The 20,138-nt window shown below is 38.3% G+C and carries 17 protein-coding genes; 16 read left to right on the top strand and 1 reads right to left on the bottom strand.

What is annotated here, in order from left to right; all coding sequences use genetic code 11:
- Positions 1 to 585: 585 nt before the first annotated feature.
- The 4 genes from ACZMIG_RS11505 (at position 586) to ACZMIG_RS11490 (ending at position 5,526) form a co-directional block, all read left to right on the top strand.
- Positions 586 to 1,008: a hypothetical protein gene (locus ACZMIG_RS11505; RefSeq protein WP_288949239.1), complete on the top strand. Its 423-nt coding sequence runs from the start codon at positions 586 to 588 to the stop codon at positions 1,006 to 1,008.
- Positions 1,009 to 1,137: 129 nt separating this feature from the next.
- Positions 1,138 to 1,935: a GLPGLI family protein gene (locus tag ACZMIG_RS11500; RefSeq protein WP_487889574.1), complete on the top strand. Its 798-nt coding sequence runs from the start codon at positions 1,138 to 1,140 to the stop codon at positions 1,933 to 1,935.
- 168 nt (positions 1,936 to 2,103) lie between these two features.
- Positions 2,104 to 2,919: a GLPGLI family protein gene (locus ACZMIG_RS11495; RefSeq protein ID WP_487889573.1), complete on the top strand. Its 816-nt coding sequence runs from the start codon at positions 2,104 to 2,106 to the stop codon at positions 2,917 to 2,919.
- Between the two features lie 60 nt (positions 2,920 to 2,979).
- Complete coding sequence (locus ACZMIG_RS11490) at positions 2,980 to 5,526, top strand: carboxypeptidase-like regulatory domain-containing protein (RefSeq protein WP_487889572.1); 2,547 nt, start codon at positions 2,980 to 2,982, stop codon at positions 5,524 to 5,526.
- A gap of 303 nt (positions 5,527 to 5,829) precedes the next feature.
- Here the strand turns inward: ACZMIG_RS11490 and ACZMIG_RS11485 are convergent, their stop codons facing one another.
- Positions 5,830 to 8,130: a transglycosylase domain-containing protein gene (locus ACZMIG_RS11485; protein ID WP_370799047.1), complete on the bottom strand. Its 2,301-nt coding sequence runs from the start codon at positions 8,128 to 8,130 to the stop codon at positions 5,830 to 5,832.
- Positions 8,131 to 8,242: 112 nt separating this feature from the next.
- On the opposite strand from ACZMIG_RS11485, the gene pyrB reads away from it, so the two are divergent.
- The 12 genes from pyrB to ACZMIG_RS11425 all read left to right on the top strand — a co-directional run bounded on the left by pyrB (position 8,243) and on the right by ACZMIG_RS11425 (position 20,120).
- Positions 8,243 to 9,190: an aspartate carbamoyltransferase gene (pyrB, locus tag ACZMIG_RS11480; RefSeq protein ID WP_125104255.1), complete on the top strand. Its 948-nt coding sequence runs from the start codon at positions 8,243 to 8,245 to the stop codon at positions 9,188 to 9,190.
- A 26-nt stretch (positions 9,191 to 9,216) separates the two neighbouring features.
- A complete protein-coding gene (pyrI, locus tag ACZMIG_RS11475) occupies positions 9,217 to 9,672 on the top strand; it encodes an aspartate carbamoyltransferase regulatory subunit (protein ID WP_021854339.1) in 456 nt (151 codons plus the stop codon).
- A 96-nt stretch (positions 9,673 to 9,768) separates the two neighbouring features.
- Positions 9,769 to 11,049: a serine hydroxymethyltransferase gene (glyA, locus tag ACZMIG_RS11470; protein ID WP_021854338.1), complete on the top strand. Its 1,281-nt coding sequence runs from the start codon at positions 9,769 to 9,771 to the stop codon at positions 11,047 to 11,049.
- Positions 11,050 to 11,392: 343 nt separating this feature from the next.
- Positions 11,393 to 11,710, top strand: coding sequence for a 50S ribosomal protein L21 (gene rplU / locus ACZMIG_RS11465; protein WP_021854337.1), 318 nt, complete (start codon positions 11,393 to 11,395; stop codon positions 11,708 to 11,710).
- A gap of 19 nt (positions 11,711 to 11,729) precedes the next feature.
- Positions 11,730 to 11,993 (top strand): 50S ribosomal protein L27, encoded by a 264-nt coding sequence (gene rpmA, locus ACZMIG_RS11460; protein WP_021854336.1) that lies wholly within the window; start codon positions 11,730 to 11,732, stop codon positions 11,991 to 11,993.
- Between the two features lie 142 nt (positions 11,994 to 12,135).
- The gene (gene serS / locus ACZMIG_RS11455) at positions 12,136 to 13,425 is read left to right on the top strand and encodes a serine--tRNA ligase (protein ID WP_487889571.1); all 1,290 of its coding nucleotides are present in this window, start codon (positions 12,136 to 12,138) and stop codon (positions 13,423 to 13,425) included.
- 104 nt (positions 13,426 to 13,529) lie between these two features.
- Positions 13,530 to 15,887 carry a bifunctional dihydroorotate dehydrogenase B NAD binding subunit/NADPH-dependent glutamate synthase gene (locus tag ACZMIG_RS11450; RefSeq protein WP_302024659.1) on the top strand — a complete coding sequence of 786 codons (2,358 nt, stop codon included), beginning with the start codon at positions 13,530 to 13,532 and terminating at the stop codon, positions 15,885 to 15,887.
- Positions 15,887 to 16,255, top strand: a complete 369-nt coding sequence (locus ACZMIG_RS11445) for a DMT family protein (protein WP_021854333.1) — start codon at positions 15,887 to 15,889, stop codon at positions 16,253 to 16,255. The genes ACZMIG_RS11450 and ACZMIG_RS11445 overlap by 1 nt, the downstream gene beginning before the upstream one ends.
- Before the next feature lie 31 nt (positions 16,256 to 16,286).
- Positions 16,287 to 17,021, top strand: coding sequence for a PP-loop family protein (locus tag ACZMIG_RS11440; protein ID WP_487889570.1), 735 nt, complete (start codon positions 16,287 to 16,289; stop codon positions 17,019 to 17,021).
- A 147-nt stretch (positions 17,022 to 17,168) separates the two neighbouring features.
- Positions 17,169 to 18,377 carry a hypothetical protein gene (locus ACZMIG_RS11435; RefSeq protein WP_487889569.1) on the top strand — a complete coding sequence of 403 codons (1,209 nt, stop codon included), beginning with the start codon at positions 17,169 to 17,171 and terminating at the stop codon, positions 18,375 to 18,377.
- 19 nt (positions 18,378 to 18,396) lie between these two features.
- Positions 18,397 to 19,278, top strand: a complete 882-nt coding sequence (locus ACZMIG_RS11430) for a nucleoside phosphorylase (RefSeq protein ID WP_021854330.1) — start codon at positions 18,397 to 18,399, stop codon at positions 19,276 to 19,278.
- Positions 19,279 to 19,298: 20 nt separating this feature from the next.
- The gene (locus ACZMIG_RS11425) at positions 19,299 to 20,120 is read left to right on the top strand and encodes a carboxylesterase family protein (protein ID WP_288172614.1); all 822 of its coding nucleotides are present in this window, start codon (positions 19,299 to 19,301) and stop codon (positions 20,118 to 20,120) included.
- Positions 20,121 to 20,138: the final 18 nt, after the last annotated feature.

The following is a 20,138-nucleotide window of genomic DNA, read 5'->3' as shown; positions in this document are numbered from 1 at the left end:
ATTGTAAATAACTGGAAATCAACAGATTGTATTTTTGTGAAGTTTTGTGAAGTGAAATATTATCGTATATTTCGCTATTTTTTGTAATTTTGTAAAAGTTGAATATGAAACTATGAAAAAGCCGTATCCGTATTTTTTGCGATATGTGCAATTTTTGTTTTCGTAGCAATAATGCCTGATGGTTTGGCCGGAGATTCCGGATAAGGCATTATAATTAGTAATAGACTTATTTAAATTTTTGGTGGACAAAATATGATTATATTTAAGCTTTTAATAACAGTTGCGCTGCTTGCGGCGGGTATATATCTTGATATACGTAAGAGAAGAAATGCTCTCGCATGTTTGTTCTTTTACGTTTCTTTTCTCACAATGTTTGCCAACGTATTTGAGGATTTGACCAACTGGCATGAGCTGGCCGTAATAGCAACTTGCCTGCTGATATTCGCGGGGATATTGCTTATTGTGAGAAAAATAAAAAACAAGTATAAAAGATAATTGTAAGTTGCTGATTTTATTATTGAAGAAATCTTAATGTATTTCTTCAATAAAGTTATGTACATACTGAATGAATATAAGAATTTAAATATGGCATATAAATTGGTTATTTTGTTGTATTTCTTTATCAGCTGCTTTACACTTTCAGCTCAGACAACTGACAGCGTGATAATGAGCATTGTTTATACATCTGAATACAACTATTCAAAATATAGAAAGTCTGACCGTTGTGATATGATGCGTCTTGATATAGGAAAGCGTTCATCACACTTTTTCAGCGACTATTTTGAGCAGAAACTGGCAAAGATGGACAGCATGAATATGAGTGGAAGCATAAGCGTAAATACAATTAGCACAAAATTTCTTTCGGATCCTTTAACTTATATGCCTGACACGTACGGACAGACAATTCTGCAAGAAGTTATAAACCGGTTTGTTCCCAAAGCTAATGCTAAGGCGAAGTTGCATTTTCTAGAATACTATGACATAAATAAACAATATATATGTTCTTAACAGTCAACAGAAGTATGAGGTCATTGTAAATATGCCAGTGATTAGCTGTTGTCTACATGAATTTTTATCAGCCGTAAAAACATACTTATATGACAGATATTTCGTAATATCCTTTAAATAATTAATTTTATGAGAAAATACATCTTATTACTTTTGCTATTGAATTTTGCTGCGCTGTCGGCCGAGACAGCCGACAGCGTTATGCTGCACATCGTATATAATACAACTTATGCCACATACGGCAACGGACATAAGCCCCATGACGTTATGGCATTGGATGTGGGGCGTACCATGTCTCATTTTTACAGCGAGGCACAAAGGCTGCGTGACGAACAGATGAAAAAGATCAATGAAAGCAATCTGCCACTCGACATAGCCATAAACAACGCAAAGAACGTTGGCGGAGGAGGTTTGCAATGGCATGTATGCAAGCGCCCTTCAGGTGGTGACAGTATAACGTTTTATGATACGTTTGGGTTAGACGGAGTGAAATACACTGAAGCTGACAAACGGCTGCAGTGGAATATCGAAGATGGCGACACCACGATATGCGGATACAGCTGTGGCAAGGCATGGACGAATATAGGTGGAAGACGATGGACTGTATGGTTCACAGCAGACATTCCGGTAAGCGACGGTCCATGGAAACTGCGCGGACTGCCGGGACTCATACTCAAAGCTGTTGAATCCGACGGAATATATTCATTCTGCTGCACATCTATAACAAGCGGAAACGGAATGTTGGTGGAAATGCCTTCGGGAAATTATACAGATTGTACTTACGATGAATACAAAACGCTTTATTATAAATATAACGACGACCCAATACAGTTTCTTGTCACCCGTACCGGCAACTCGCTGCCCATTCCCGGCAGTAAACGGAAGAGCGCGATAATATCAATAGACGAAAAACCGTTTACGCACTGATTACGTCCCTCTATCTGCGCCTTTTACGTTATGACATATACTTGTCGCGCTACAAAATTTAAAGTTTTAAGCATGTAAGGAAACAATGCCATGACAAATTGGATTGCAACTTAATGAAGAGAGGCTGATAATATGTTGATGCATTGCATAAAAATAATAAGCTGAGATATGAGAAAATACATGATGATATTCTTGTTGTTGTCGTTTATGACGCTGTCTGCATCCACAGCTGACAGTGTTCGACTTAGCGTAACATATCAGGTGCGATATGCTAATACAGAAGGTGAAAACGAAGCTAAACAGGACGTGATGAAGCTTGACATTGGCAACAGTGCGTCACACTTTTACAGTTGGATGAACAGAATGAAAGAAGCCTTGATTGACAGCATGAATGCTACAAGACAGATAAACTTAGAGAAGATACGCAAGCAGGTTAAGCCATATCAGAGCGGGCAAGCGTATCACATTTATAAGAACATTCCGTCACAGGGAAGACTGGTGTATGTCGACAGAGTGCTGATAGATTTCTTTAAATATGAAGAAGACATGCCACATATAGAATGGACTCTGACAGAGAGCGACAGTACCGTGGCTGGCTATAGATGCCAAAGCGCTGTGGGCGAATTGCGCGGACGCAGATGGCACGTATGGTTTACCGCCGACATACCCATAGCTGACGGCCCATGGAAATTATGCGGTCTGCCTGGGCTGATACTCAAGGCTGCTGACGAAACAGGAACATTCTCATTTGTATGCACAGCCATAGAAAAAGGCGACGGACGGCAGTTGGCGGTCGACAAGCAAAAGTATGTAGACTGTACTCCTCTGGAACTGCAAGATATCTACAAGGAATATTTTGCCAACATAAAACTTTATATGGAAAAGGTAAACGGCGTTCCGTTCACCAAACATTATATGGAAACAGGAAACACTGAAGCATTGAGGAAAAAGCCGGTGAATCTGATGGAGACATACAGGCCTTAACCTTTCATCCTCAGTAATGAAACTGCTTATGATTATATGAAAAATAAATTATGCCCAATTATGAAAAAGATATTTGTCCTGATTTTACTTATGATTCCCCTACTGCTCAATGCCCGGACATTTAAGGGCCTTGTTAAGGATGAGGGCGGCAAGCCGCTTCCAGGAGTTTCGGTTATGCTCAAAGGCACAGCAGGACGCATAAGGGCATACGCCATAACGGCTAAGACGGGAGCCTTTACTCTGAAGTATGAAGGAGAAGACGGACAAACCGACTCGCTCGTATTCAGAAGTATGGGCTATGCCACAGTGACGCTGGCTGCAAAGACATATAAAGACGGACGGACAATAACCATGAGGGAAGAAGCTTTCGCGCTGAAAGAAGTGAAGGTGAAACCAGACAAGATAACACAGCGCGGCGACACGATAGACTATTTGGTTAGCAGTTTCCGGCAGAAAAACGACCGCTCGATAGCCGACGTCATATCACGTATGCCCGGAATGGAGGTTGGAAAAGACGGCAGCATAACATATCAGGGCAAAAACATCAACAAGTTTTATATTGAAGGCATGGACCTCATGGGCAGCAAATATGGCGTAGCGAGCAACAACATAGATGCCGGCAAGGTGAAGAAGGTGCAGGTGATGGAGAATCATCAGCCAGTGAAGACACTTAAGGATGTAGTGTTCAGTGACCAGGCTGCGCTTAACATCGTGCTCGACGAGAAGGTGAAGGATATGTGGCAGGGAGAATTGTCGCTTGGCGGAGGCGCCACTCTGCAGGGAAAGACAGACGCATTGTATGACAGTCGGGCATTGGCAATGCTGTTTTCGCGGAAGATGCAGAGCATATCAATGTATAAGTGCAACAACACAGGCAAGGACATAAGCAGCGAAGTTGGCTCATTGGCATCGCTCGAAGAGAGCGTACCGGCTGCAGGCGGACTGCTTTCAGGCATTGGTCTGGGCAGAACAGGACTTGACGAAAGCCGAACCATGTTTAACAACACACATATACTTGCCACCAACTGGCTGTTTAAGACGGCGGCAGACAACGACCTGCGACTTCAACTTACGGGGCTGTTCGACAAGAGTCTGAAGCGGCAGCAGTCGCAGACTGTTTATACCGACTTAGGCAGCGGAGCCGTGATAACACAGGACAACGACGCACAGGCATACCGTAACGAATATGAAGGCGAGCTGATGTATAAAGTGAATAAAGACAGGCTATATCTTGTAAACACCCTTAAAGGATATGCTGACTTTAACCGCAGCCTCGGTACATCTGTACTTAACGGACAGACAACGCTGCAGAGCGTAAGACCGCGTGAAAGATATGTGGCAGACAATCTGCGTTTCATTAAGAATTTTTCAGGCGGAAACAGTTTCTCGTTAAGTTCAGCTGCCGCTTATCATTATAAGCCCGGAACGCTGCTCATATCAGACGGATCGGCAGAGACACTCAACATAGGTCAGTTAGACTGGAAAACTTATACAAACTTCAGACACAGATTGTGGTTGCTGAATATTACATATACCGTAGGATTTGACCTGAAACGGCAGAACATTGATGTAGAAAACGCAGTGAACACAGCCACCGATAAATATGATGAATATAGGGTTTACGTATCTCCTGACATAAGCATCAAGACACACGACGTAAGTATCAGTCTTAATGTGCCAATAAACTGGCGATACCGCAGTCTGAATTCGCTGTCGGCACATAAGTTTACGGCAGACCCTTCACTCTATTTCAGCTATGAGCCAACGGCTCGATGGCAACTTACGGCTGGCGGCTCATATTCATTGATGCCGCAGGACGCGCTGACATCCATGCCGACTCTGGTGTTCACCGACTATATAACAGCACGTCGCGGCAACGGACAGCTTGACTATATTGACGCTTTCGTATTGAATGCCGCTGCAAGATACAAAAACGTGATAAGCGGATTTTTTGCCAATGGCGGAATCGTCTACAGCCGTATGGGCAACATGCTGATGTATAAGGGTGAACTTGTAGATAATGTTTATTGCAGCACTCCGTCAGACCAACGCTCGTCCGTAAGCATGATTACGCTTAACGGCTCGGCAAGTAAGAGCTTCGACTGGGCCGGTCTGTTGCTTAAATTATCTGCACGGCAGACATGGAACAACTACAGCATGCTCATAAATGACAATGTGCAGCCATTCAGGATGGAAAGCAGCGAGATAAAGCTCAACATCTCTATAAAGCCTCTATATTGGCTCTCTGCTGACTTGACGTCTTCACTAAACCGTAACCATCAGACCAATCAGGAGAGTACAGACGGTTATGACGAAACATTATGTTATTTTACCCATAAACTGCGCACATATATCATGCCTGGCAACTGGATTATTGAGTTTGACAACGAGATGTATCACAGCAACGACGAATCGGTGTCGACAACATTGTATTCCGACCTTTCGATAACATACAAGACACGACACATTGAGATAGGCGCAGCTTGTCATAACCTGTTTGGTAAAGATCTGTTTGAGCGCCGATATTTCACAGACACACAACGCATATATACATCCACCCGTCTACGTCCACGAGAAATATTGTTCAAGGTACGTTTCAGTTTGTAGTGACAGAATGACCGTAAAAATTCATAGCCTTGCTGGCTAAAAGAACAGAATCGTCATCAGAATTGAAACTGTATTTTTGCTTTATATAAAACGGATTTTAGTACTATTTTTCGCTAATAGAAAATAGAAATGCGGCTGAAAATATGGATGCGCAAAAAGGTAAAAATGTATATGAACTAATGACTGATTTGAAGTAAATGTGATGGTATCTGAAAAGATAAGAGGGTGAGGCTAAACAATCAGCCCCACCCTCTTATTTTTGTATTGCTCAATAATAACGAACTATCGGATAATAATTAATTGCTATTCGAACACCTCTTCAATACCTCCTGCGCTATAGTCATCAAACTCTGAAACACAGGGGTTGAAATCTTCAGGTATATCAAACTTCTCGTTAGGATCGTATCCCAGAGAACGGTCGGCAAACACCTTCTTCATGTAATACGCCCAGATAGGCAAAGCCATATTAGCGCCCTGTCCCATTCTGGTAGAGTCGAAATGAATGTCACGATCTTCACCGCCAACCCAACAGCCGCTTACCAAAGATGGCGTGAAACCCATAAACCAAGCATCGGCATTACGGTTGGTGGTACCAGTCTTGCCTCCCATATCACACTCAACCTTATACTTATATCTCATTCGGCTACCTGTACCACCATCCATCACAGCCTTAAGCATCTCGAGCATTTTATAAGCACTCTCTTCGCTTATCACCTCATTCATACGTGGCTGGAACGTAGCTATTACGTTGCCTTCGTTGTCCTCTATCTTTGAAACAAACATAGGCGAACAATGTATTCCATGATTTGCAAACGTAGTGTAAGCACTTACCATCTCACATACAGAGGCTTCATTAGGGCCAAGACAAAGTACAATAGACGGATATACGCCATAAGTGTTTATACCGAAATCACGCAATATACGCAAAAAATCCTGAGGATTAATACGACTCATCAAATACGCAGATATCCAGTTGTTCGACTGTGCAAGTCCCCATTTCAGGGTTACCATTTGTCCATATCTTGACCGACTGCCATTTCTTGGTGTCCAGTTGCCATAAGATCTCTGAACATTGGGTGCAACATCACAAGGCGACATACCGTTAGACATACTTAAAGCATAAAGGAACGGCTTTATCGTTGATCCCACCTGCCTGCGTCCCTGTGTAGCCATATCATAAGTAAAATGAGTAAAATCTACGCCTCCCACATAAGCCTTGACAGCACCATTATGCGGATCCATACTGACAAAACCAGAACGCAAGAATGATTTTATATAACGAATTGAATCGAGCGGTGTCATCACTGTATCTACATCACCATGATACGTGAATACGGACATCTCAACAGGTGTTCTAAATGCTTTTTGTATTTCACTTTCCGTAGCACCTTGCTCTTTCATAGCCCTATATCTCTCGCTCTGTCTTATTGACCTGTTCAGAATTCCTTTTACCTCAGCAGCAGTAAGAGCATTAGTAAACGGAGCGTTTGGCTTTGTTCTGTTCTCTTTCGTAAAAGCCGGCTGAAGATAATTCCCCACATGCTTCAATACGGCCTCCTCAGCATACTTCTGCATTCTGGAATCTATTGTTGTAAAAATCTTCAAACCATCTGTATACACATTATAAGGTTCACCATTCTTCTTATGATTCTTATTACACCAGCCATACAAAGGATCAGTCTCCCATGCCAAAGAATCAATTGTAAACTGAACCCTATTCCAAGATGGATAATCTTCCAACGTTGGTTTTTGAGCCATAATGTATTGTCTTAAAAACTCCCTAAAATAAGTTGCAATACCATCCTTATGGTCAACACGATGAAAATTAAGAGCCAAAGGCTCATCATGAGCTTTTTGATATTCTTCATTTGTAAGATATCCAGCTTTCAACATTTGCCCCAGAACAACATTACGGCGATCTGTACATCTTTCAGGATATCTTACAGGATTAAAATAAGAAGGATTCTTACACAAGCCAATAAGTGTGGCAGACTCTGTCAATGTAAGATTTTTAGGATCCTTGTCAAAATAAACATCAGCAGCGGTCTTGATGCCTACGGCATTATGAAGAAAGTCGAAATAATTAAGGTACATTGTTATTATTTCTTCTTTTGTATAAAAACGCTCAAGTTTCACAGCAATAACCCATTCTATTGGCTTCTGCAACAAACGTTCAAGTGTGCTTTTAGCTGTAGCTGAATAGAGTTGCTTTGCAAGTTGCTGGGTTATTGTTGAACCGCCACCTGCGCTTTTCTGTCCTAAAATTCCACGTTTTACAACAGCACGAGTTAATGCGATAAAATCTATGCCGGAATGATCGTAAAATCGTTCGTCTTCTGTAGCGACCAAAGCCTGAACCAGATAAGGCGAAATACCATCATAATCAACATGTACCCTATTTTCACGATTCATATTATATGTACCAAGAATCTTGCCGTCTACAGAATAAACCTGAGAGGCATATCGGCTAATAGGGTTTTGCAAATCTTCCAAATCTGGCATATAACCAATCCATCCAAACCATATGGAAGTAAAACTAACAGCCAAAAATACTATAACCGCACAAAGCGTTCCCCAAAGGATACGCACAAATGTTTTTCTCATTATTTATAATAAAAAACTAATTAGCTGCAAAAATACTATTTTTCTTTTGAAATATCAATCATAAATTAAAAATAATGCTTAACTTAGCGGTCGAATTAGAAACACTACATTAATGGGAAAACATAATTTTGTAACTATTGCTGATTTATCAAAGGAGAAAATTCTTTACATGATAAAGTTGGCACAAGAGTTTGAAAAACATCCTAACAGAGAAATTCTAAAAGGCAAGGTTGTAGCTACGCTTTTCTTTGAACCTTCTACACGTACTCGCCTAAGTTTTGAAACTGCAGCAAATAGACTTGGAGCACGTGTTATAGGATTTAGTGACGCGAAAGTAACAAGCGCGACTAAAGGAGAAACATTAAAGGATACGATATTAATGGTATCCAACTACGCCGATGCGATTGTAATGCGCCACTATATTGAAGGTGCTGCACAGTATGCAAGTGAAGTTGCCCCAATACCAATTATTAATGCTGGAGACGGTGCACACCAACACCCCTCACAATGTATGCTTGATTTATACTCAATATACAAGACGCAAGGCACACTTGAAAATCTGAATATATGTCTCGTTGGTGATTTGAAATACGGAAGAACTGTTCACTCTCTTATCATGGCAATGAGACACTTCAATCCAACGTTCCATTTCATTGCACCTAAGGAACTTGCAATGCCTAATGAATATAAAATTTATTGTAAAGAACATAATATAAAATATGTGGAACATACGGCATTCAACGAAAAAATAATAAACGAGGCCGATATTCTATATATGACACGAGTACAGAAAGAAAGATTCTCTGACTTAATGGAATATGAGAAAGTAAAAAATGTTTATATTCTAAAAAACGACATGCTCAATAACGCAAGGGATAACATGAAAATATTGCATCCGCTTCCACGTGTTAACGAAATAGAATATGAGGTTGACACAAATCCGCATGCATATTATATCCAGCAGGCACAAAACGGCCTTTATGCACGTGAGGCTATCATATGCGACGTACTAGGCTTGTCTATGGATGAAATCATTAACGACCCTACTATTATTAAATAAGCAGAACTTTATTAAGCCAGTAAACAATGAGCAAGAAAGAAAGATTGGTAGCAGCAATAGAAAATGGTACCGTCATTGACCATATACCTTCAGAAAAGACATACGAAGTGGCCAATATTTTAGGACTTCAGAATTTGAAAACTGTAGTTACTATAGGCTATAATTATCTGTCAAAGAAAATCGGACATAAAGGAATTATCAAAGTCGAGGACAAATTCTTCACAGATGAAGAAATCTCAAGACTTTCTGTTGTTGCTCCAAATGTCGTTCTCAACATCATACGCAACTATGAGGTTGTTGAGAAGAAAAAAGTCGTTACACCCAACGAACTTCAAGGAATCATCAAATGCAATAATCCTAAGTGTATTACAAATAATGAACCGATGAAAACCGTGTTCCATGTAATAGATAAAGAAAATGGCATTATTAAATGTCATTATTGCGACAAGGAACAAGATATTAATAAGGTTAAACTCGTATAAGTTATAGAATAATTATCTTGCATGCATCGATATTTTTTTATATTTTTGCATAACTATTAATAACCTAAACACAACATTCATATTAAAATCTATCGTATGGAAAGAGATCAAGTAATTTTCGACCTCATCGAAAGAGAACATCAAAGACAGTTAAAGGGAATGGAACTCATTGCCTCAGAGAACTTTGTAAGTGATGAAGTTATGCAGGCTATGGGCTCATACTTGACAAACAAGTATGCAGAAGGCCTTCCAGGAAAACGCTATTATGGCGGTTGCGGTGTGGTAGACGAAGTTGAAACACTGGCTATCGAACGCGTAAAAAAACTTTTTGGTGCAGAATTCGCAAATGTTCAGCCTCACTCTGGAGCACAGGCAAATGCTGCTGTTCTTTTAACTGTATTAAATCCAGGAGATACGTTCCTTGGGCTTAACCTTGCCCATGGAGGTCACTTGTCTCATGGCTCAAGTGTAAACACATCAGGTATATTATATAATGCTGTAGGATACAATCTCGACAAAGAAACTGGTCGCGTTGACTATGACGAGATGGAAAAACTGGCAATCGAGCATAAGCCAAAATTAATCATTGGCGGTGGTTCAGCATATAGCCGCGAATGGGATTACAAACGCATGCGTGAAATTGCAGACAAAGTAGGAGCAATTTTAATGGTTGACATGGCTCATCCTGCAGGTCTTATTGCCGCTGGTCTTTTGGATAATCCTGTTAAATATGCACATATTGTAACATCTACAACTCACAAAACACTACGTGGCCCAAGAGGCGGTATTATACTTATGGGTAAAGACTTTGAGAATCCATGGGGTAAGAAGACACCTAAAGGTCAAATCAAGATGATGAGTCAGCTTCTTAACAGTGCTGTATTCCCTGGTACACAGGGCGGACCGCTGGAGCATGTAATAGCAGCAAAAGCAGTAGCATTTAATGAAGCACTACAACCAGAATTTAAAGAATGGGCTATGCAAGTTAAGAAAAATGCGACTGTACTTGCTGACGAACTCATTAAACGCGGCTTTACTATCGTAAGTGGAGGAACAGACAACCACTCTATGCTCGTTGACCTGCGTTCTAAATATCCTGATCTTACAGGAAAAGTTGCAGAAAGTGCATTAGTTGCTGCTGATATAACCGTAAATAAGAATATGGTTCCGTATGATACACGCAGTGCATTCCAAACATCAGGAATACGTCTTGGCACTCCTGCTATAACAACAAGAGGAGCAAAAGAAGACCTCATGGTTCTTATCGCAGACCTTATTGAAGAAGTTCTGAACAGTCCTGAAGATGAAAACGTAATTTCTTCAGTGCGTCAAAGAGTGAATGAAACAATGTCAAAATATCCACTTTTTGCATATTAATAAACAGAAAGTAATATATTAATATGGCATGCCTACATTACTTGAGGCATGCCATATTATTTATATTTACATTGACGACAAATAGATAAATAATATCCATATATAACACTAAAACGATAAGACTACCCAAATACAGAACAAAGCAAGATGTAAAATCGCACAATGATAGACCAAGAAAGGATTTTTAAATATTTTTATTACAACAACCAAACCAACAAACACAAAAAATTTGGAAGTTTAAATTATTTGTTATAATTTTGCAGCCGATTTAGTCCGTATAGGCTCAAACAAGCTATGACACGATGTCATACGCCTTACGGAAAAAACCGTTTAACATAATAAAATGTACGCAATTGTAGAAATTAACGGTCAGCAGTTTAAGGCAGAACAGGGCAAAAAACTGTTCGTTCACCACATGAAAGATGTGAAAGAAGGCCAGGCTGTTGAATTCGACAAGGTACTGCTTGTCGACAAAGAAGGTTCAGTACAGGTAGGTGCACCAACCGTAGACGGTGCAAAGGTAGTATGTGAAGTTGTAAATCCTCTTGTAAAAGGTGACAAAGTCATCGTTTTCAAGATGAAGCGCAGAAAAGATTACCGTAAGAAGAACGGACATCGTGCTCAATTCACTGAAGTACAAATCAAAGAAGTAATCGCTTAAATTTTAGGAGGAACAAGAAATGGCACATAAAAAAGGTGTAGGTAGTTCTAAGAACGGACGTGAGTCAGCTTCTCAAAGATTAGGCGTTAAGATTTGGGGTGGTCAGAAAGTAATTGCTGGTAACATTATTGTTCGTCAGCGTGGTACTAAGCACAACCCTGGCAAGAACGTAGGTATTGGTAAAGATGATACTCTTTATGCTTTGGTTGACGGCGTGGTTAATTTCCACAAGGGCCGCAGAGACAAGAGTGTTGTATCTGTAATACCTGAAGCAGAAGCTTAAACAAAAGAATTTTTAATTATTTATTCCAAACAAACACAAGAATCCCTTTTCTCACACGAGAATCGGGATTTTTGCTTTTTTTAGTCGCTACAAAAAATATTTTTTGTAAATTTGCATCTGTTATTATAAAATATAAATTTGTATGCTTACACTAAAACTCATCAGTGAAGAAACTGAACGTGTAATTAAAGGGCTTGAGAAAAAACACTTTAATGGTGCCAAAGAGGCTATTGACAATGTCTTAGCATTGGATAAGACCAGACGTGAAACCCAGCAAAAGCTTGACAAGAATCTGCAGGAATGCAAATTGTTGTCAGCACAAATTGGCTCTCTAATGAAAGAAAAGAAAACAGACGAAGCCAATGCGATTAAAGAAAATGTATCCAAGCTAAAAGAAAGTGCCAAAAATCTTGAGCATCAATTAGATAAAACCCAAGAAAAACTGACAGAACTACTCTGTACAATCCCCAACATTCCAAACGACGATGTTCCGGAAGGTAAAGATGCATCAGATAATGTTATCGTAAAAGAAGGCGGACAAATACCCGACCTTCCAGTAGATGCTTTATGCCATTGGGATCTATGCAAAAAATTCAATTTAATAAACTTCGATTTAGGTGTAAAAATTACAGGAGCCGGATTCCCTATATATATAGGAAAGATGGCACGTTTTCAAAGAGCGCTCGAAGCATTTTTTCTTGAAGAAGCACGTAAAAGCGGATACTTGGAAATACAACCTCCATATGTAGTAAATGAAGCATCTGGATACGGAACAGGCCAGTTACCAGACAAGGAAGGTCAAATGTATCATTGCAATATGGACAATCTTTATCTTATTCCTACAGCAGAAGTTCCTGTAACCAATATATTCAGAGACGTCATATTGGACGAGAAAGATCTTCCAATCAAAAGATGTGCATATTCTGCATGTTTCAGACGTGAGGCTGGTTCATATGGTAAAGACGTGAGAGGACTTAACAGATTACATCAATTTGATAAGGTTGAAATTGTCCGCATAGATAAGCCAGAACATTCTTATGAATCACTTAATGAAATGCTTGCACATGTTGAAGGATTGTGTCAGAAACTAGAATTGCCATATCACATTTTACGTCTTTGTGGAGGCGACATGAGTTTTACATCAGCTATTTGCTATGACTTTGAAGTCTATAGCGCTGCACAAAAGAAATGGCTCGAAGTTTCATCTGTCAGCAACTTCGAAAGTTATCAGGCTAATCGTCTAAAATGCCGCTATCGCAATTCTGAAACAAAAAAAACAGAACTGTGCCACACATTAAATGGCTCTGCATTAGCTTTACCTCGCATTGTAGCTACAATAATTGAAAACAATCAAACACCAGAAGGTATTAAAGTTCCCAAAGCGCTTATACCATACTGCGGATTCGATATGCTTGACAATAATAACTTTTAAATACAAGTCTATTGCAAAACCTAAATTTATGGTTTATGGTTTGCTACCATAAACCATAAATTATATAACACCTTAATTATTAAATACTACACCATAAAACAACAATGAACAAGATTATCCGTAAGGAACAATTCTCAGAGAAAGTATTTCTCTTTGAAGTAGAAGCGCCACTGATTGCAAAAAGCCGGAAAGCCGGTAATTTTGTGATTGTAAGAATTGGCGAAAATGGCGAACGTATGCCGCTCACAATTGCAGATGCAGACATAGAAAAAGGAACCATTACAATGGTTGTGCAAAAAGTAGGTCTGTCATCAATTAAGATGTGTAATCTGAACGTCGGAGATTATATCACAGACGTTGTTGGACCACTTGGAAATCCTACAGACATTAAAAAATTTGGAACCGTAATATGTGCAGGAGGCGGAGTTGGAGTTGCTCCAATGCTTCCTATTATAAAAGCATTAAAAGCAGCAGGCAATAGAGTTTTATCTGTAATTGCAGGACGAAACAAAGATTTAATTATACTTGAAAATGAAGTCCGAGAGAATAGTGATGAAACTATAATAATGACAGATGACGGGTCTTATGGGGAAAAAGGAGTCGTAACAGTCGGTATTGAAAAACTTATAAATCAAGAACATATTGATAAAGTTTTTGCTATCGGACCTCCTATTATGATGAAGTTTAGTTGCATGCTCACACAGAAATATAATATCCCAACAGATGTATCTCTAAATACAATCATGGTCGATGGTACTGGAATGTGCGGTGCATGTCGACTTACTATTGGTGGAAAGACAAAGTTTGTTTGCATTGACGGTCCTGAATTTGACGGAGCATTAGTTGACTGGGATGAAATGTTTAAACGCATGGGGACATTCAAACGTGCAGAACAAGAAGAACTAGAACATTTTGAAGAGCACCTAAATGCGACAAAACAAAGCAATGGGGATAAAAAAGAGCACCTAATTAGCGCAAACGACCAAATTACAGACGAACCTATAGACGTTTTGACAGACAGAAACTCAGAATGGCGTAAAGCTCTGCGTGCAACGATGAAACCTAAAGAGCGGACTGCCATTAAACGAGTAATAATGCCAGAATTAGATCCTTCTTATCGCTCTACCACAAGATATGAAGAAGTAAATAAGGGTTTGACAAAGGAGATGGCTATGACAGAGGCTAAAAGATGCCTTGACTGTGCCAAACCTACATGCATAGAAGGCTGTCCGGTTAATATCAATATTCCGTCATTCATCAAGAATATTGAACGAGGCCAGTTCTTAGCTGCAGCTAAAGTACTTAAAAACACCTCTGCCCTACCCGCTGTATGTGGACGTGTTTGTCCACAGGAAAAGCAGTGTGAAAGCCAATGTATACATCTTAAGATGAATGAACCTGCTGTTGCAATTGGATACCTTGAACGTTTTGCTGCAGATTATGAACGTGAAAGTGGACAGATCTCATTACCAGAAATAAGTTCTTCCAACGGTATTAAGATTGCTGTTGTCGGCTCTGGTCCTGCAGGACTAAGCTTTGCAGGGGACATGATAAAAAAGGGATATGACGTATATGTATTTGAAGCTTTACATGAAATAGGTGGAGTGCTTAAATATGGTATACCTGAATTCCGTCTTCCAAACAAGATCGTAGATGTAGAAATTGACAACCTACGAAAAATGGGAGTTCATTTCCAAACAGACTGCATTATAGGAAAAACTATCAGTATAGAACAGCTTGAGAGTAATGGTTTTAAAGGCATCTTCGTCTGCTCTGGAGCCGGTTTGCCTAATTTTATGAACATACCTGGTGAAAATCTGATAAATATTATGTCATCTAATGAATACCTGACACGTGTAAACCTAATGGATGCAGCCAACCCAACAACCGACACACCTCTAAATATTGGCAAACATGTACTAGTTGTAGGTGGTGGAAATACTGCGATGGATTCATGTAGAACAGCTAAACGTTTAGGAGCAGACGTTACATTAGTATACAGACGTTCTGAAACAGAAATGCCAGCAAGATTAGAGGAAGTCAAACATGCAAAAGAAGAGGGAATTAATTTTATGTGCCTACACAATCCGATAGAATATATATCGGATGAAAATGGTGCTGTAAAGCAGGCTGTGTTACAAGTTATGACTTTAGGAGAGCCTGATGCGTCAGGAAGAAGAAGTCCTGTACCTGTTGAAGGTAAAACAATCACAATAGACGTTGACCAAGTCATAGTAGCCATAGGTGTATCACCAAACCCGTTAGTACCGAAATCTATTAAAGATTTAACTCTCGGACGTAAAAATACCATAGTTGTAAATGATGAGATGCAAAGCTCGCGCCCAGAGATTTATGCAGGAGGTGATATTGTCAGAGGTGGAGCTACTGTAATATTGGCAATGGGTGACGGACGACGCGCAGCTCACAACATGGACAAACAACTCATGAAAGAAAATAAATAATGAATGGATTATATACAATCATATTACTCATACTAAGCAATGTGTTTATGACACTTGCTTGGTATGGGCATTTAAAACTTCAAGCATCAGGAATATCAGCAAAATGGCCCATGATAGGAGTTATTCTTTTTTCATGGGGTATTGCATTCTTTGAATATTGCTGTCAAGTTCCTGCAAATCGCATCGGATTCCAAGACAACGGAGGCCCCTTTAATCTTATACAACTTAAAGTTATTCAAGAATGTATAAGTTTAGGTGTATTCGCCGTAATAGCAAATATTCTGTTTCAGGGTCAAACACTGCATTGGAATCATGTACTTGCATTTTTACTAATAATATGTGCAGTATATCTTGTTTTTATGAAATAACAAATATTTCGAATCATAAGAACGATATATCATGCCTATTTTATCTGATAACGAAAAACTTGAAAGAAAAATCATAAGTCGCTTTCAAAAAGCGATTTATGATTATAAACTTATTTGTGATAATGATAAGATTTTGATTGGAATATCTGGTGGTAAAGATTCCCTTTGCCTAGTAGACTTAATCAGTAGAAGACTAAGAATTAATAAGCCTTCATTTGCAGCCGAAGCACTTCATATAAGAATGTCAAACATAAAATACGAATCAGATATATCCTATCTTAAAAACTTCACGGAAAGTAGAGGTATAAAGTTTAATGTTGTGACTACAGAATTTAATGCCATGACAGATAAAAGGAAATCACCATGTTTTCTATGTTCATGGAATCGCCGCAAGCAGTTGTTCACAATAGCTCAAGAACTTGGATGCAATAAAATAGCTTTAGGACATCACATGGATGACATAATTCATACAACTATGATGAATTTATATTTTCAAGGCAGTTTTTCAACCATGCCAATACGCCTAAAAATGAGAAAAATGCCAATCACAATAATTCGTCCTTTATGTCTAGAAGAAGAAAAAGACATCAAGCAATATGCAATAAACAACAACTATAAAAAACAGATTAAATTATGTCCATATGAAACTGATTCACATAGAAATGATATCTGTTTGTTGTTTAATGAAGTTGAAAAAATGAATAATGAGGCAAGATATTCCATTTGGAACGCATTAGAAAAGAATGGAAAACTCATTGAAGAATAGCCTAATTTTAGTTAAACGAAAATTTCGCCATTCAAAAAAGACATTTATCCTTTCCACTTTCAAACAAATTACGCTATCTTTGCATATCGAGGTGTACTATATATCTCGTAAAAGCATTGTACTCATACAAAAAGGATTCCAAACAATATGTTTATCAAAATAAATAATAACCTTAAAAAACTAGTTAAAGTAATGTCAAATAAACGTTTCATATATTTTATACTGATTATTTTGGCAACAAATGTATCATTTAATGTCTTCGCGCAAAAATCAAGAACCACAAAAAAGGCAGCCACAACAAAAATAACATCAGAAGATCAGGCACAGATGTTATACGAAACGATGCTACCTTCAACAGAACAGATAATGATAATTGATAGTATTATTGCTGATAAAAATAATTTTTTGAACAAAATACCATTGACCAAAGAATCTGGGAGCGTGAATTCTTATAACAACTTTTGGAAAGTATCCGACCAAGCGCAATCGTACACATATATGAATGAATTTGGAAATAAAGTATATTTCTCAAAAAAAGATGAAACAGGCCATTTACGACTTTATACAGCTGATAAACTTAACGGAAAGTGGAACGATATAAGACGTATAACAGATTTTGATGATGAATTTACTGATATAAATAACCCATATATGATGTCAGACGGAATAACTTTATATTTCGCAGGTAAAAGCAAAGATAATTTAGGTGGCTATGACATATATGTAACTATGTATGATGCAGATTCTGCCCGTTTCTACAAACCAGAGAATATAGGTCTTCCATACAACTCAACAGGAAATGATTATTATTGCATAATAAACGAATTTGATTCTATTGGATGGCTTGTTACAGACAGAAGACAACCTGAAGGTAAGGTTTGTATATATACATTTGTTCCGTCAACATCACGTACTATATACGATGACGTCAATATGGATGATAACAAATTGAAAGATCTTGCAGATATCAAAAGTATACAAGCGACATGGACAGATGCAAAAAAACTTAAAGATGCTAGAAATAGGCTGTCCAAACTTATTAAGCGGAAAACGGAAAGTGAAAACAAGAATATCTCATTTATCGTAAATGATAATACAGTATATACTAGTCCTACAGACTTTAAATCAGTAGCAAATCAAAAACGTTTTTTGCAATTATGCGAAATGAAACAAAAAATAAAAGATACAGAATTACAACTTGAAACATATAGAAAAAGATATACGACAAATAAGAATAAAGCATTAGGTAAAGAAATTAGAGATATAGAATACCAGCTTGAGAAACTTCACAAATATATCCAAACATTAGAAAAAGAAATAAGAAATACTGAAAACATTGCAATTAATGAACAATAAAATATAGGAGGAAAAATATATGGGAAAACGATATTTTGAAGAGTCTGAATTAATAATTAATCCAGATGGTAGTGTATTTCATCTTCATGTAAGACCCGAGGACCTTGCAGATAAGGTTATTCTTGTTGGAGATCCAGGAAGAGTTGAATTAGTAGCTTCACATTTTGACACAAAAGAATGTAATATTGAAAGTAGGGAATTTCATACAATAACCGGAACATATAATGGCAAACGAATAATGGTCACATCAACAGGTATTGGCTGTGACAACATTGACATTGTAATGAACGAAATCGATGCACTTGCAAATATTGATTTCAATACACGTACAGAAAAAGAAAAAATACGACAGTTAGATATTGTTAGAATAGGTACATGCGGAGGTTTACAACCATACACGCCTGTTGGAACTTTTATTTGTTCAGAAAAATCAATTGGATTTGATGGACTCTTAAACTTCTATGAAGGGCGTAATGCCGTGTGTGATCTTGCAATGGAAAGAGCACTTTTAAATCATCTTGGTTGGACTGGAAATATGTGTGCACCTGCTCCGTATATAATAGATGCAGATTCTGAGCTTGTTGAACGCATAGCTGATAAGGATATGGTTAGAGGTGTAACTATTGCCTGCGGTGGTTTCTTTGGGCCACAAGGTCGTCAATTACGCATTCCATTGACTGATCCAAAACAAAATGAAAAGATAGAAAAGTTTGAATATAATGGCTTAAAAATAACAAACTTTGAAATGGAAAGTTCCGCTCTTGCAGGACTCGCTCGCCTTATGGGACATAAAGCAACAACATGCTGCATGGTTATTGCTAATCGTGTTGCAAAAGAAGCAAATACTGGTTATAAAAATCAAATTGATGATTTAATAAAAATTGTTCTTAATCGCATATGATATATGCATTACATTCAAAAATGAAACAATTATTATTAGTCTGTATGATGCTGTGCTATAGTCAATATTTATTAGCACAATACGACTTTATTCGACCTGTAAAAGATTCAATACCCGGAGGATATAATTTCTGGGTATATACCCCACTCGACTATTATTATACGCTTGAGAATACACCAGTAATAATTTTCTTACACGGCCAAAGTTTATGTGGAAATGACCTTAATAAAGTAAGGCGATATGGACCATTAGATGCAATAGTTAAAGGCAGACAAATTGATGCATTAGTTATTGTTCCACAAAACCCTGGCGGTTCATGGAATCCGTACAAAATAAATCAAGTTTTAGAATGGACAAAAAATAATTATTCAATGGACTCTACACGCGTATATGTAATTGGAATGAGTCTTGGTGGATACGGAACGCTTGATTTTACCGGAACTTATCCAAATAAAGTTGCTGCAGCTATGGCGCTTTGCGGTGGATGTACGCTCAAAGACAAAACTGGTTTAGGAAAGGTACCATTATGGATAATACATGGTACTGCTGACAGAGCAGTATCAATAAAAGAATCAAAAGTCGTTGTCGACGAATTAAAACAAACAAATAATGACAAAAGACTTAAATTTGACTGGCTAAAAGGTGCTTCACACGGGGCATTAGCACGAATATTATATATGAATAAAACATATGAATGGCTCTTCTCACATTCTATTTTAGATAATGGCCGACCAGTTAATAATGACATTGATATTGTAAAGTCTGATTTATCAAAAGCATATCAAGATATGATATCAGGTTCACCAGACCCTGAAGTTGTATATGACAAAACCATTTATTAGAAAATGCCCTTGTCGTCC

This window comes from Xylanibacter sp. (assembly GCF_057607445.1).
Note: the sequence above shows the minus strand (reverse complement) of the source record. Positions and strands in the feature narration are given on the sequence as shown.